Raw genomic sequence first — 13,592 nt, 5'->3', positions numbered from 1 at the left:
GCCCGCCCGCAACATGCGCGGGCGGGCGTTGCCATCAGTTGGCGACGATGTTGACCAGCTTGCCCGGCACCACGATGACCTTGCGGATGGTCAGGCCATCGATGAAGCGCAGGACGTTCTCGTTGCTGCGGGCGGCGGCTTCGATCTCTTCACGGCTGGCGCTGGCGGGCATTTCGACCTGGCCACGCAGCTTGCCGTTGACCTGGACCACCAGAGTGATGCTGTCCTGGACCAAGGCGCTTTCGTCTACGCTTGGCCAAGTGGCATCGATCACGGCCTGGTCGTGACCCAGGTGCTTCCACAGCTCATGGCTGATGTGCGGCGTGATCGGGGCCAGCAGCAAGGTCACGGCTTCCAAGCCTTCGTGCAGCAGGGCGCGGTCCTGCTCGGTGGCTTGCGGGGCTTTTTCCAGCACGTTCATCACGGTCATCACCTGGGCGATGGCGGTGTTGAATTTGTGGAACTGGCCCACGTCGGTGCTGGCCTGCTTGATGGCGGCATGGATGGCGCGGCGGATGGTTTTCTGCGCATCGTCCAGTACGGCGACGTCCAGCTTGCCCGGCAGGCCCTGGCTCACGTGGGCCTGGGCCAGGCGCCATACGCGGCGCAGGAAGCGGCTGGCACCCTCGACGCCGGAGTCGGACCACTCCAGGCTCATGTCGGGCGGCGAGGCGAACATCATGAACAGACGGCAGGTGTCGGCGCCGTAGGCGTCGATCATGGCCTGTGGATCCACGCCGTTGTTCTTGGACTTGGACATCTTCTCGGTACCGCCGATTTCCACCGGCAGGCCATCGGTCTTCAGGCGGGCACCGATGATCTTGGCCTTGGCGTCACGCTCGACCTCGACGTCCGCCGGGTTGAACCAATCCTTGCCGCCGTTGCTGGCGGTACGGTAGTAGGTCTCGGCGACCACCATGCCCTGGGTCAGCAGGTTCTTGAACGGCTCGTTGGAAGTGACCAGGCCTTCGTCGCGCATCAGCTTGTGGAAGAAGCGCGCATACAGCAGGTGAAGGATGGCGTGCTCGATACCGCCAATGTACTGATCGACCGGCAGCCAGTGGTTGGCCGCTTTCGGGTCGACCATACCGCCTTCGTAGTTTGGCGAGGCGTAGCGGGCGAAGTACCAGGACGACTCGACGAAAGTGTCCATGGTGTCGGTTTCGCGCTTGGCTGCGGCGCCGCATTTCGGGCAGCTGCATTCGTAGAATTCAGGCATGCGCGCCAGTGGCGAGCCAGCGCCGTCCGGCACCACGTTTTCGGGCAGGGTGACCGGCAATTGGTCTTCCGGTACCGGCACATCGCCGCAGGTCGGGCAGTGGATGATCGGGATCGGGCAGCCCCAGTAGCGCTGGCGGCTGATGCCCCAGTCGCGCAGGCGGAACTGGGTACGCGATTTGCCCAGTTGCTTGCGGATCAGGGCGGCTTCGATGGCGTCGAAGGCGCCTTCGAAATCCAGGCCGTCGAACTCGCCGGAGTTGATCAGCTGGCCGTGCTCGCCGTAGGCGGCCAGCCACTCGCTGCCCACGTCGTCGCCGGCGCTGGTGCGGACCACAGCCTTGAGCGGCAGGTTGTACTTGTGGGCGAACTCGAAGTCACGCTCATCGTGGGCCGGAACAGCCATCACGGCGCCATCGCCATAGTGCATCAGCACGTAGTTGGCGACCCAGACCGGGAGCTTCTCGCCGGTCAGCGGGTGCTGGACGAACAGGGAAGTGGGCATGCCCTTCTTCTCCTGAGTGGCCATGTCGGCCTCGGCGACGCTACCGCTCTTGCATTCATCGATGAACGCCTGCAGTGCCGGGTTGCCCTGGGCGGCCTGGGTGGCCAACGGGTGCTCGGCGGCGACTGCGACGTAGGTCGCGCCCATCAGGGTGTCCGGACGGGTGGTGAAGACCTTGAGGGTGCCTTCGTGGCCGACGCTCGCCTGGTCGTAGGGGAACTGCACTTCCATGCCGCGGGATTTGCCGATCCAGTTGCGCTGCATGGTCTTGACCTGCTCAGGCCAGCCCGGCAGCTCGTCGAGGCTTTCAAGCAGCTCGTCGGCGTAGTCGGTGATGCGGAAGTAGTACATCGGGATTTCGCGCTTCTCGATCAGCGCGCCCGAACGCCAGCCGCGGCCGTCGATGACTTGCTCGTTGGCCAGTACGGTCTGGTCGACCGGGTCCCAGTTGACGGTGCCGTTCTTACGGTAGATGACGCCTTTTTCGAACAGGCGGGTGAACAGCCACTGTTCCCAGCGGTAGTAGTCCGGCTTGCAGGTGGTGACTTCACGCGACCAGTCGATCGCCAGGCCCAGGCTCTTGAGCTGGGACTTCATGTAGTCGATGTTCTCGTACGTCCACTTGGCCGGGGCGACGTTGTTCTTCATCGCGGCGTTTTCGGCCGGCATGCCGAACGCATCCCAACCCATTGGCTGCAGGACGTTCTTGCCCTGCATGCGCTGGTAACGGGCGATCACGTCACCAATGGTGTAGTTGCGCACGTGGCCCATGTGTAGCTTGCCGCTCGGGTACGGGAACATCGACAGGCAATAGTAGGTGTCCTTGCCTGGCTGTTCGGTGACAGCGAACGATTGTTGCTCGTCCCAGAAGGTCTGGGCGGCGGCTTCTATATCACGGGGCGTGTATTGTTCGTGCATGGCTACTTTGTGCTGAGAGAGATAAGGACCCTGTTTCCAGGCAGCGCAACCTCGCTGCGTCCGGCACTGCGGTGTCGTTGGAGTGAACGCCGTAGCATACATGAGCGCCGCGCATCGTGGGAAACCTTGAATGCGGCTCCGGGGCCGTTGGTCGCGGCACCGGGCTGCTTTTCAGAGTGACGCTAAGCTCATCTTTGGGGGAGATATTCTTATCTTCAATGAGGTGAACGGATGGGAGAGTCGCAGCTACCCGCAATCAAACCGGAGCTATACGAACGCTTGATCGACCGCCTGGGCTTGGCACTCGAAGTGGCCAGGACCTCCGTACGATTACGCGACGAGATGCCAGCTGAACTGGAACTGCGTGGCCTGAGCCACGCCGAGTTCGAAGTGATCAAGGCCTACCTGGAAACCCTCCCGGAAGGTCGTTTCGCCAGCGCCGGTGCTTACCAGCAACCGGAGCCGACGTCGGCGAAGATCGTCTGGCTCAAGGACAAGAAACGCCCCGCCACCACGGCGAGATCCCGGACGCTGTCCCGCTAGCCGTTCTGGATTCCAGGCGCAGACCGTCGTGCGCCGGTACTCAACTTAAACTGCTCATGATCGGCGCCGGACGCGCACTTGTTGCCCGGCGCCGATCCTCTTAGGCTGCACTCCTTTCCAGGAGGACCGTGCATGCCGCTTCGCTATTTCATCAAACAATGGTTGCTGCCTCCCGGCGTGCTGTTTTTGCTCTTGCTGGCAGCTTGGTGGCTGCGCACGCGACGCCCGCGCCTGGCGGCCTTGTGCTTTGCCCTTGGCCTGGGTGGTTTGTGGCTGATGAGCTTGCCGCTGGTGGTGGAACGGGCGGCCCGGCAGTTGGAGACCGAGGCGCCATTGCCGATGGCGCAATGGGCGACCCTGGCAGGGCGAGCCGACGCGATCGTGGTGCTGGGCGCCGGGCGTGAGCGTGGCGACCCGGCCTGGGGAGCAGAGGACCAGCCGACCGGCACCGCTCTTGAGCGCATGCGCTATGCCGCGCAGCTGGCCAAGGCCTCGGGGCTGCCGGTATTGACCACCGGTGGGCTTCACTACGGCACGCCGCCGAGCGAGGCCCAGTTGATGGCCGATCGCATGAAGTCGGACTTCGGCGTTGACGTGCGCTGGAAGGAAGAGGCCAGCCGCACTACTTGGGAGAACGCCCAGTTCAGCGCGCGGCTGGTGCAACCCCAAGGCGTGCGCCGCGTGGTGCTGGTGACCCAAGCCTGGCACATGCAGCGCTCGCGCTGGAGTTTCGAGCAGGCAGGGTTCGAGGTGGTGCCGGCACCGGTCGGATTCCTGGGCAAGGACCATGCGCAGCCGTTCGCCGGCTTGCTGCCCGATAGCCGGGCGGTGTGGCGCAGCGGACAGTTGCTCAACGAGGCGGTGGGGTTGGTGGGGTATCGGTTGTTTTACTGACCACCGCGGGGCCGCAATGCGGCCCCTGGAAGGTCACACGGTCTTGGCGATCCGGCTCGCCAGGAGCGCCCATCCCAGCAGTAGCGCACAGAGAATCGCCAGCGGCCAGGAGCGCCATTGCAGGTAGGGCGTCAGTTGCTGCATTGGCACCACATCCCCGTAGAGGACGGCTTGCTGGAACTGCGGGATCTGCGCAGTGATCTTGCCGAAGGGGTCGATCAACGCGGTGACGCCATTGTTGGTGGCGCGGATCATCCAGCGCCCGGCCTCCAGGGCACGCATCTGGGCCATCTGCAAGTGTTGCAGGGGGCCGATGGAGGTGCCGAACCAGGTGTCGTTGCTGATGGTCAGCAGCAAGTCGCTGCGTGCGGCCAGGCCCGCTGCGAACTCGGGATAGACCACCTCGTAGCAGATGAACGGCGCAACCTGATAGCCCTTGGCCTGCAGCAAGGGCTGGTCCGCTGGGCCGCGGGCGAAGTCCGACATCGGCAGGTTGAAGAACTCGATCAGCCCACGGAGCATGTCCTGCAGCGGTACGTATTCGCCAAAGGGCACCAGCTTCTGCTTGAGGTAGGTGCCGTCGCCCTCTCCGGTCACGGTGATGCCGTTGTAGTAGCGGCGCTGGTGGTGCACCACTTCACGCACCGGCACCCCGGTGATCAGCGCCGAATGCCGATCGGCGGCAAAACGCCCCATTACGTCGATGTAGCCTTGGGCCTGGTCCTTGAGTACGGGGACGGCGGTTTCCGGCCAGACCAGCAAGTCCACTGGCTTGGAGCTGAAGCTCATGTCGCGGTAAAGCGCCAGTTGCGCATCGATGTGCGCCGGGTCCCATTTCAGGTCCTGCTCGACATTTCCCTGCAACGCTGCGACCTTCAGTGGATCACCGGAGGGTTGTGTCCAGGCATGCCCCTTGAGCGCCATGCCGATCACCCAGGGCGCCAACAGCACTATCACGCCCACCGCCAGAAACGAGGGACGCTCACGCAGGCGGTGCAGGTTGCACAGCAGCGCAGCGCTCAGTGCCAGGACAAAGGAAATCAGCCACACGCCACCCAGCGGTGCCAGACCGGCCAGGGGGCCATCGAGCTGGCTGTAGCCTGCGTACAACCACGGGAAACCGGTCAGGAACCAGCCGCGGAAGGCTTCCTGCAGCAGCCACAGAGCGGCGAAGCATAGGGCATCGGCCAGGGGAGCCTCATTGCGACGCAGCCAGCGCGCCCATAGCCAGGTGGGCAGGGCGAAGAACCAGGCCAGGGCGGCGAAGAACGCCACCAGCAGCGCGATCGCCAGCGCCGGGGAGGCGCCGCCGTAGGTGTTCATGCTGACGTAGATCCACCAGGTGCCGGCACCGTACAGGCCGAAACCGAACCACCAGCCACGCCACAGCGCCTGGCGCGGGCTGAGCTCGCGCAGGCCGAGGTAGAGCAGGGCGATGGACAGCAGCGCCAGAGGCCAGATGTCGAACGGCGCCAGGGCCAGGAGGGTCGATGCGCCGGCCGCCAGGGCCAGCAGGTTACCGGGCCAGCCGGGGCGGGTGATCCAACGCATGTTTGTCCTTAACGGGTGATCGGAGTCAGGCGCAGCAAGTGTATCCGCCGGCTGTCGGCGTTGAGAATACGGAACTTGTAGGCCCCGATCTCGGTGGTCTCGTTGCGCTTGGGCAGGTGGCCGAAGGCACTCATCACCAGGCCGCCCACAGTATCGAACTCATCGTCGGAGAACTCCGAGTCGAAGAACTCGTTGAAGTTCTCGATCGGGGTCAAGGCCTTGATCAGGAAGTCGCCACTGGGCAGTGGCTTGATGTAGCTGTCTTCCTCGACATCGTGCTCGTCCTCGATGTCGCCGACGATCTGCTCGAGCACGTCCTCGATGGTCACCAGGCCCGCCACGCCGCCATATTCATCGATGACGATGGCCATGTGGTTGTGGTTGGCGCGGAATTCGCGCAGCAGCACGTTCAGGCGCTTGGACTCCGGCACGAAGGTGGCCGGGCGCAGCAGGTCCTTGATGTTGAAGCTGTCGCCGTTCTCCTTGAGGATCAGTGGCAGCAGGTCCTTGGCCAGGAGGATCCCGAGCACATCGTCATGGCCTTCACCGATCACCGGGTAGCGCGAGTGCGCGGCATCGATCACCGCTGGCAGGAATTCGCGTGGAGACTGGCTGGCCTTGATGCTGATCATCTGCGAGCGCGGCACCATGATGTCACGCACCTGCAGGTCGGCGACCTGGATGGCGCCTTCGACGATGGTCAGCGCTTCGCTGTCGAGCAGCTTGTTCTGATGGGCTTCGCGCAGCAGCTCGAGAAGCTCCTGGCGGTTTTTCGGCTCATGGGCAAAAGCCTGGGTCAGTTTACCCAGCCAGGACTTCTGCCCATTGCTCGATCGGTCTTCGCTCATGGCGGTTACTCGTGATCCTTTTCAGTTGTCAGGTTGTGTGATTTCGTCGTCGGCGTAAGGGTCCGGGAGACCCAATTCCGCCAGCAAGGTTCGTTCCAGGGCTTCCATCTCCTCGGCTTCGTCGTCCTCGATATGATCGTAGCCAAGCAGGTGCAGGCAGCCATGGATGACCAGGTGCGCCCAGTGGGCTTCGAGCGACTTGCCTTGCTCGGTGGCTTCCCGCTCGACCACTGGCACGCAAATGACCAAGTCGCCCAGCAGGGGGATGTCGAGCAGGTCATCGGGAACGTCGGCGGGGAAGGACAGCACGTTGGTGGCGTAGTCCTTGTGCCGGTAGGTGTGGTTCAGCTCACGGCCTTCGGGTTCATCGACCAGGCGAATGGTCATTTCCGAGTCGGCGGTGCGCTGGCGCAGCGCCAGTTCGCACCAGCGACGGAAGGCAGCGTCATCCGGGGCGGCAGCATCCGTGGCCCGTTGCAGGTCGAGTTCAAGCATCTTTGCTGGGGACCTCGGGCTTTGCCTGGCGCGCGTCGAAGCGGTCGTAGGCTTCGACGATACGCTGCACCAACGGGTGGCGGACCACATCCTTGGGCTGGAAGTGGGTAAAGCTGATGCCCGGCACGTCCTTGAGCACTTCGATCACATGGGCCAAGCCCGACTTGGTGCCGCGCGGCAGGTCGACCTGGGTGATATCGCCGGTGATCACCGCCGTCGAGCCGAAGCCGATGCGGGTGAGGAACATCTTCATCTGCTCAAGGGTGGTGTTCTGGCTTTCGTCGAGGATGATGAAGCTGTTGTTCAGGGTACGACCGCGCATGTAGGCCAGCGGGGCAATTTCGATGACTTGGCGCTCGATCAGCTTGGCCACGTGTTCGAAGCCGAGCATCTCGTAGAGCGCGTCGTACAGCGGGCGCAGGTACGGGTCGATCTTCTGGGCCAGGTCGCCAGGCAGGAAGCCGAGCTTCTCGCCGGCTTCCACTGCCGGGCGCACCAGCAGGATGCGGCGCACCTGTTCGCGCTCCAAGGCATCCACGGCGCAGGCTACAGCCAGATAGGTCTTGCCTGTACCGGCCGGACCGATGCCGAAGTTGATATCGTTGGCCAGGATTTCCTTGACGTAGCGCTGCTGGTTGACCCCGCGCGGGCGGATGTTGCCCTTGCGCGTGCGTAGCGACACGCTGACCTCGTTGACCGCTGGGTTGTCTAGGTTCTCGACGGTCGATTCCTGAAGGTACAGGTGGACGGTTTCCGGCGACAGCTCGGAAGCCTTGGCTTCGCGATAGAGGCGACGCAGCAGTTGCTCGGCGGCAGAGGTGGTCTTGGGTTCGCCAATCAGTTCGAACTGGTTGCCGCGGTTGCGGATTTCGATGGCCAGGCGTTGTTCGATCAGGCGCAGGTGCTCGTCGAACTGGCCGCACAAGTTGGCGAAGCGGTGGGCCTCGAAGGGTTCGAGGATGAAACGATGAGGTTGTATGGGTGCGTTCAAGGTCGTTTTTAGCCGCTCGACGGCAATGGAGGTGAACTCAAGAATAACCCCTGAAGGGCAGTGGCGAAAGCACTGAAACGATCAAGGGACAGGTATCTGTGGTGGCGCATTGGCGGGTAGACCCGCTCCCACGAGGTTTACCGCCATTCGGTGGGAGCGGGTTCCCCGGCGAACAGACCACCACCATCATCATTCAATCAATGAGCCGACCAGCGAATGGGGCTTGGCCTCTTCGATGCGTACATCCACCAGTTGGCCGATCAGCGCTGGATTGTCGCAGTGGAAGTTGACGATTCGATTATTCTCGGTACGGCCTTGCAGCTTGCCTGGGTCACGCTTGGAGAAGTCGGTGACCAAGATGCGCTGGACACTGCCGACCATGCGTCGGCTGATTTCGAAACCCTGCTGGTCGATGCGGTGCTGCAGCAGTTGCAGACGCTGTTTCTTGACCTCCTCGGGCGTATCGTCCACAAGCTCCGCGGCCGGGGTGCCGGGACGTGCGCTGTAGACGAAGGAGAAGGAAAAGTCGAAACCGACCTCGGCCACCAGCTTCATGGTTTGCTCGAAGTCCTTCTCGGTCTCGCCGGGGAAGCCGACGATGAAGTCCGAGCTGATGCAGATGTCCGGCACCGCAGCCTTGAGCTTGCGCAGCTTGGACTTGTACTCGAGGATCGTGTGGTTGCGCTTCATGGCCGCCAGCACGCGGTCGGAGCCTGCCTGTACCGGCAGGTGCAGGTGCTTGACCAGCTGTGGCACCTCGGCGTGGGCCTGGATCAGGCTGTCGGAGAATTCCAGTGGGTGCGAGGTGGTGTAGCGGATCCGTTCGATTCCGTCGACTGCCGCCACCACACGGATCAGCTCGGCGAGGTCTGCCAGACGGCCATCGTGGGTCAGGCCGCGATAGCCGTTGACGTTCTGGCCCAGCAGGGTGATTTCGCGCACGCCATTCTCGGCCAGGTGGATGACCTCGGCCAGTACGTCGTCGAAGGGGCGGCTGACCTCGGTGCCACGGGTATAGGGCACCACGCAGAAGGTGCAGTACTTGCTGCAGCCCTCCATGACCGAGACGAATGCCGTCGGGCCGTCGATGCGGGGCTCGGGAAGGTGGTCGAACTTTTCGATTTCAGGGAACGACACATCGACTTGCGGTACCCGAGTGATGCGCGCGGCGTCGATCATTTCTGGCAGACGGTGCAGGGTCTGCGGACCGAACACCACATCGACGTAAGGCGCGCGCTTGCGCAGGGCCTCGCCTTCCTGGCTGGCCACGCAACCGCCGACGGCGATGACCATGTCTGGGTTGCGGTCCTTCAGGGCGCGCCAGCGGCCGAGCTTGGAGTACACCTGATCCTGTGCTTTTTCGCGGATCGAACAGGTGTTGAGCAGGATGACATCGGCGTCGTCGGGGCGCTCGGTGACTTCCAGGGCCTGGTGTTCGCCCAACAGGTCGATCATGCGCGAGCTGTCGTACTCGTTCATCTGGCAACCGTGGGTTTCAATGTAAAGCTTCTTGGCCATGGCAAATCATCTGCTGCGGGTGCTGAAAGGCCGCACATTATAGAGGTGGCACCGGGTGCTTAACAGGGCAAGCGGTCTGCTATGATGCCGGCCATTTTCCTAACACGGTGTCGTCTTCTTCGATCATGAGCAAACGCGAACCCGCCATCTATAAAGTGATCTTTCTCAACCAGGGCCAGGTCTTCGAGATGTATGCCAAGCAGATCTACCAGAGCGACCTGTGGGGCTTTCTTGAAATCGAGGAGTTCGTTTTCGGCGAGCGCACCCAGGTCGTAGTCGACCCCAGCGAAGAGAAGCTCAAGGCGCAGTTCGAAGGTGTGGTGCGCAGTTTCGTGCCGATGCATTCGATCGTGCGTATCGACGAGGTGGAGCGATTGGGGACGGCGAAGATCAGCGAGGCCAAGGGTGGCGGTAACGTGATGCCGTTCCCGATGCCAATGCCGGAGAAGTAGGTCGGCCCGTCAGGGCAGGGGGGAGAAGGGTGTGCGCCCTTCGGCGTTTTGCAGCTCCAGCAGGTATTTGCGGAAAATCTGGCCGAGCACCTGGGTAGCGTGTTCGAGTTCGTCGCGGGGCATCTGCTCGGTGACTTCGTCGGCCAGGTCCAGGGCGTCTTCGTCGCCATTGACCGCTGCCATTTTCAGCAGAATGTAAGCCTGAACGTTGTTGGCCGGAACGCCTTCGCCATGGAAGAACATCGAGCCGAGACGGTATTGCGCCTGGGCCTGGCCTTGCAATGAGGCCTTCTCGAACCAGTTGACGGCCTTTTTCAGGTCTTTGGGTGCCTGGTTGCCACTGTAGTAGAACTCACCCAGCTCGTATTGCGCCTGGGCATCGCCCGACTCCGCCGTCCGTTCGCAAGCCTTCAGGGCGTTCTGCAGGTCCTCTGGCTGTGTGTCGAAGGTGCAGCGTCCCGTCGCTGGAATCAGCAACGAGTTGCCACCCTCTGCCAAGGCCAGCAGGGGCTGAAGAAGCAGCAGGCAGCCCAGGGTAAGGGCGCGGCCGGTGCGGTTCATGGGGATCGACTTACCTCTGCAAAGCTGCGGCCAATGTCTCTGGTGGCACATTATGGGATAAGCAGCGCCTACCTTACAAAGTTTTACTCGAAATTCTGTATTGAGAAGCCTTTGTCGATTGCACAGCATTTATCGCCTGCCTCGGCTTCTACGCGGCTGTACCCGCTCCTACAAGTTATGCGTTGAACCTGTGGGGGCGGGTATGCGTGCGCAGAAGCCGATGCAAGGCGGGCAATCACTTCAGTGCAGCGAAGGCTTTTTCGGCGGCGTCCAAAGTGATCTGCAGCTCCTTGTCGCCGTGGGCAATGGAGGTGAAACCCGCCTCGAAGGCGCTTGGTGCCAGGTACACGCCGCCCTCGAGCATCAGGTGGAAGAAGCGCTTGAAGCGTTCCACGTCGCTGCCCATCACGTCATCGAAGGTGACGATGTCGTCGGCACCGCTGAAGTACAGGCCGAACATGGCACCGGCCTGGGTGGTGACGAACGGTACGCCAGCGGCATCGGCACGCTGTTGCAAACCATCCAGCATGCGGGAGGTGAAGGCGGTCAGTTCGTCGTGGAAGCCTGGGCGGCTGATCAGCTTGAGCGTGGTCAGGCCTGCCGCCATGGCCAACGGGTTACCCGACAGGGTACCGGCCTGGTAAACCGGGCCGAGCGGGGCGATGCATTCCATGATCTCGCGCTTGCCGCCGAAGCAGCCAACCGGCATGCCGCCGCCGACGATCTTGCCGAAAGTCGACAGGTCCGGCTTGATGCCGTAGTAGCCCTGGGCGCCGCCGAGGGAGACACGGAAACCGGTCATCACTTCGTCGAAGATCAGCACCACGCCGTGTTTGTCGCACTGCTCGCGCAGGCCTTCGAGGAAGCCCGGAGCCGGCGGTACGCAGTTCATGTTGCCAGCGACGGGTTCGACAATGATGCAGGCGACGGTCTGGCCGACTTCGCTCAGGGTCTTCTCGACGGCGGCGATGTCGTTGAACGGTAGGGTCAGGGTGTGCTTGGCGAAGTCCGCCGGCACACCGGCCGAGCTCGGTACGCCCTGGGTCAGCAGGCCGGAGCCGGCCTTGACCAGCAGGCTGTCGGAGTGGCCGTGGTAGCAGCCTTCGAACTTGATGATCGCATCGCGGCCGGTGTAGCCACGGGCCAGGCGGATGGCGCTCATGGTCGCCTCGGTACCTGAGCTGACCATGCGCACCATCTCCATGGACGGCACGATCGAGCAGACCAGGTCGGCCATCTCGGTTTCCATGGCGGTCGGGGCGCCGTAGGACAGGCCGTGTTCGAGTTGCTTGCGTACCGAGGCCAGGACGTCCGGATGGCCGTGACCCAGAATCATCGGGCCCCAGGAGCCTACGTAATCAACGTAGCGCTTGTCGTCTTCGTCGACGACATAGGCGCCTTCGGCATGTTTGAAGAACAGCGGGGTGCCGCCGACGCTGCGGAAGGCGCGGACCGGCGAGTTCACACCACCAGGGATGTGCTTCTGGGCTTGGGCGAACAGGGATTCGGAACGGGACATGGGATTTCTCTCGAATCAGGAAGCGAACAGGGCATTGAAGGCGCGGGCGCGGCGGGTGACTTCCTGCGCGCTGTCGACACCGAACAAGCCATGGATCACCGCCAACAGGTCGGCGCCATGGGCGACCAGGGGGGCGGCGTTGTCGAGGGTGATGCCGCCGATCACGGCGATCGGCAGTTGCACGCGGGCACGGGCCTGGGCGAGCAGGGCGATGTCGGCCGCTGGCGCGCCGGGCTTGGTGACCGAATTGAAGAAGCGACCGAAGGCCACATAGCTGGCGCCCTCGGTGGCGGCCTGCTCGGCCAGCTCGAGCTGAGCATGGCAGGTGGAGCCGATGATCGCATCGCGGCCGAGCAGGGTACGGGCCGGGGTCAGGGGGCCGTCGGTCTGGCCCAGGTGCACGCCGACGCCCAAGTGCGCGGCCAGTGGGGCGTCGTCGTTGATGATCAGTTGCGTGCCGTAGCGCTCGCAGAGCTTGAGCAGGCCTTCGGCTTCGTGCAGTCGGCGTGCTGCGTCGTCGCTCTTGTCACGATACTGCAGCAGGCAAACACCGCCTTCGAGGGCTGCCTCGACGTGGGAGAACAAGCGACCGGCGAGCAGTTGGCTGTCGGTGATCGCGTACAGACCGCGTAACTTCATCTGTCAGGCCTCATGGATCAGGAGCAGAAGTCCAGGGGCAGCCGGCGAGGGACGAACTGCCCCTTGCCCAGTTGCTCGGCGTCGCGCAGGGTGCGCCAGGTGTAGTCCAGGGCGCTGCGCACTGCACTTTGCAATTGCTCACCCAGCGCCAGTCGGCCCGCCAGGGCGCTGGCCAGGGTGCAACCGGAGCCATGATAGCTCCCTGGCAGGCGCTCGCAGGTCCAGGTGTGCTGTTGACCGTCGCGGCTATAAAGGCGGTTATGGATTTGTGCCTCGTCACCGTGACCGCCGGTAATCAGAAGATGTCTACAGAACGGCAAAAGTTTCTCGGCGCATTCGTCCGCGGTGCCTTCGGGCAGTTCAGCCAGGATCCGGGCTTCGGGCAGGTTCGGCGTGGCGATGGTGGCCAGCGGCAGCAGGCGTTCGCGCAGCGCATAGCCGACTTCGTCCTTGCCCAGCCGGCCACCGCCACCGGCGCGCAGAACCGGATCGCAGACCAGTGGCAGGTGCGGATGGGCGGCCAGCAGTTCGGCGACGGTATCGACCATTTCGATCGAGCCGAGCATGCCGAGCTTGACCGCTGCTACGGTGGAGTCGGCCAGCACGGCGTTGGCCTGTGCCAGAACCCACTCGCGGTCCAGCACGCGGAAGTCGGAAACGTTGACGGTATCCTGCACGGTCAGGGCGGTCACGGCAGGTGCGGCGTGACAGCCTTGGGCGATCAGGGCTTCGATATCTGCCTGCAGGCCGGCGCCGCCACTGGGGTCGTGGCCGGAAAGACAGAGGACAACGGGGCGGGAGCTGTAGGTCATGTTCATGGTCGGCGAGCTTACCACCAAACCTGTGGGGGCGAATCGCCCTGCTGTTGGCTTTTGTTGATCAAGTGGTCAGATTTTTGTGTTTTGTCTATCTGTAAGCATTGAGATAGAGCCTTTCCTTT

The 13,592-nt window shown here is 63.2% G+C and carries 13 protein-coding genes; 3 read left to right on the top strand and 10 right to left on the bottom strand.

All coding sequences use genetic code 11. The features are described from left to right. Nucleotides 1-34 precede the first annotated feature (34 nt). A complete protein-coding gene (gene leuS / locus R6G97_RS22280) occupies nt 35-2,641 on the bottom strand; it encodes a leucine--tRNA ligase (protein ID WP_043211200.1) in 2,607 nt (868 codons plus the stop codon). Between the two features lie 231 nt (nt 2,642-2,872). Here leuS and R6G97_RS22275 point away from each other — a divergent pair, with 231 nt between their 5' ends. Further along, on the top strand, nt 2,873-3,184 hold the full coding sequence (locus R6G97_RS22275) for a hypothetical protein (RefSeq protein ID WP_043211202.1): 312 nt from the start codon (nt 2,873-2,875) through the stop codon (nt 3,182-3,184). Between the two features lie 132 nt (nt 3,185-3,316). After that, a complete protein-coding gene (locus tag R6G97_RS22270; protein ID WP_090346790.1) occupies nt 3,317-4,078 on the top strand; it encodes a YdcF family protein in 762 nt (253 codons plus the stop codon). 33 nt (nt 4,079-4,111) lie between these two features. Here the strand turns inward: R6G97_RS22270 and lnt are convergent, their stop codons facing one another. The 5 genes from lnt to miaB form a co-directional block, all read right to left on the bottom strand. Further along, nucleotides 4,112-5,629 carry an apolipoprotein N-acyltransferase gene (gene lnt, locus R6G97_RS22265; protein WP_317847540.1) on the bottom strand — a complete coding sequence of 506 codons (1,518 nt, stop codon included), beginning with the start codon at nt 5,627-5,629 and terminating at the stop codon, nt 4,112-4,114. 8 nt (nt 5,630-5,637) lie between these two features. Further along, nucleotides 5,638-6,477 carry an HlyC/CorC family transporter gene (locus R6G97_RS22260; protein WP_043211207.1) on the bottom strand — a complete coding sequence of 280 codons (840 nt, stop codon included), beginning with the start codon at nt 6,475-6,477 and terminating at the stop codon, nt 5,638-5,640. Between the two features lie 21 nt (nt 6,478-6,498). Next, entirely contained in the window at nt 6,499-6,972 is a 474-nt protein-coding gene (ybeY, locus tag R6G97_RS22255; protein WP_102082029.1) for an rRNA maturation RNase YbeY, read from the bottom strand. Beyond that, complete coding sequence (locus tag R6G97_RS22250) at nt 6,965-7,963, bottom strand: PhoH family protein (protein ID WP_182941861.1); 999 nt, start codon at nt 7,961-7,963, stop codon at nt 6,965-6,967. Before R6G97_RS22250 ends, ybeY begins: the two co-directional genes overlap by 8 nt. 189 nt (nt 7,964-8,152) lie before the next feature. After that, the gene (miaB, locus tag R6G97_RS22245) at nt 8,153-9,481 is read right to left on the bottom strand and encodes a tRNA (N6-isopentenyl adenosine(37)-C2)-methylthiotransferase MiaB (protein WP_043211212.1); all 1,329 of its coding nucleotides are present in this window, start codon (nt 9,479-9,481) and stop codon (nt 8,153-8,155) included. Nucleotides 9,482-9,606: 125 nt separating this feature from the next. Here miaB and R6G97_RS22240 point away from each other — a divergent pair, with 125 nt between their 5' ends. Then, the gene (locus R6G97_RS22240; RefSeq protein WP_043211213.1) at nt 9,607-9,933 is read left to right on the top strand and encodes a DUF1820 family protein; all 327 of its coding nucleotides are present in this window, start codon (nt 9,607-9,609) and stop codon (nt 9,931-9,933) included. 9 nt (nt 9,934-9,942) lie between these two features. Here the strand turns inward: R6G97_RS22240 and R6G97_RS22235 are convergent, their stop codons facing one another. The 4 genes from R6G97_RS22235 to R6G97_RS22220 all read right to left on the bottom strand — a co-directional run bounded on the left by R6G97_RS22235 (nt 9,943) and on the right by R6G97_RS22220 (nt 13,470). Next, a complete protein-coding gene (locus R6G97_RS22235) occupies nt 9,943-10,494 on the bottom strand; it encodes a tetratricopeptide repeat protein (protein WP_043211215.1) in 552 nt (183 codons plus the stop codon). Nucleotides 10,495-10,729: 235 nt separating this feature from the next. Next, on the bottom strand, nt 10,730-12,013 hold the full coding sequence (gene hemL / locus R6G97_RS22230; protein WP_043211216.1) for a glutamate-1-semialdehyde 2,1-aminomutase: 1,284 nt from the start codon (nt 12,011-12,013) through the stop codon (nt 10,730-10,732). 15 nt (nt 12,014-12,028) lie between these two features. Next, nucleotides 12,029-12,652: a thiamine phosphate synthase gene (thiE, locus tag R6G97_RS22225; protein ID WP_043211218.1), complete on the bottom strand. Its 624-nt coding sequence runs from the start codon at nt 12,650-12,652 to the stop codon at nt 12,029-12,031. 17 nt (nt 12,653-12,669) lie between these two features. Continuing rightward, a complete protein-coding gene (locus tag R6G97_RS22220) occupies nt 12,670-13,470 on the bottom strand; it encodes a hydroxymethylpyrimidine/phosphomethylpyrimidine kinase (RefSeq protein WP_043211219.1) in 801 nt (266 codons plus the stop codon). Between the last annotated feature and the right edge of the window lie 122 nt (nt 13,471-13,592).

Origin of the sequence: Pseudomonas sp. HTZ2 (assembly GCF_033173945.1) — a bacterium.
Taxonomy (GTDB): Bacteria; Pseudomonadota; Gammaproteobacteria; order Pseudomonadales; family Pseudomonadaceae; genus Aquipseudomonas; species Aquipseudomonas guariconensis.
This window is presented reverse-complemented; position numbering and strand designations above follow the sequence as displayed.

Bases quoted from the DNA above. Each gene is read 5' to 3' on its own strand.
- leuS (WP_043211200.1), bottom strand. From the start codon at position 2,641: ATGCACGAACAATACACGCCCCGTGATATAGAAGCCGCCGCCCAGACC.
- R6G97_RS22275 (WP_043211202.1), top strand. From the start codon at position 2,873: ATGGGAGAGTCGCAGCTACCCGCAATCAAACCGGAGCTATACGAACGC.
- R6G97_RS22270 (WP_090346790.1), top strand. From the start codon at position 3,317: ATGCCGCTTCGCTATTTCATCAAACAATGGTTGCTGCCTCCCGGCGTG.
- lnt (WP_317847540.1), bottom strand. From the start codon at position 5,629: ATGCGTTGGATCACCCGCCCCGGCTGGCCCGGTAACCTGCTGGCCCTG.
- R6G97_RS22260 (WP_043211207.1), bottom strand. From the start codon at position 6,477: ATGAGCGAAGACCGATCGAGCAATGGGCAGAAGTCCTGGCTGGGTAAA.
- ybeY (WP_102082029.1), bottom strand. From the start codon at position 6,972: ATGCTTGAACTCGACCTGCAACGGGCCACGGATGCTGCCGCCCCGGAT.
- miaB (WP_043211212.1), bottom strand. From the start codon at position 9,481: ATGGCCAAGAAGCTTTACATTGAAACCCACGGTTGCCAGATGAACGAG.
- R6G97_RS22240 (WP_043211213.1), top strand. From the start codon at position 9,607: ATGAGCAAACGCGAACCCGCCATCTATAAAGTGATCTTTCTCAACCAG.
- R6G97_RS22235 (WP_043211215.1), bottom strand. From the start codon at position 10,494: ATGAACCGCACCGGCCGCGCCCTTACCCTGGGCTGCCTGCTGCTTCTT.
- hemL (WP_043211216.1), bottom strand. From the start codon at position 12,013: ATGTCCCGTTCCGAATCCCTGTTCGCCCAAGCCCAGAAGCACATCCCT.
- thiE (WP_043211218.1), bottom strand. From the start codon at position 12,652: ATGAAGTTACGCGGTCTGTACGCGATCACCGACAGCCAACTGCTCGCC.
- R6G97_RS22220 (WP_043211219.1), bottom strand. From the start codon at position 13,470: ATGAACATGACCTACAGCTCCCGCCCCGTTGTCCTCTGTCTTTCCGGC.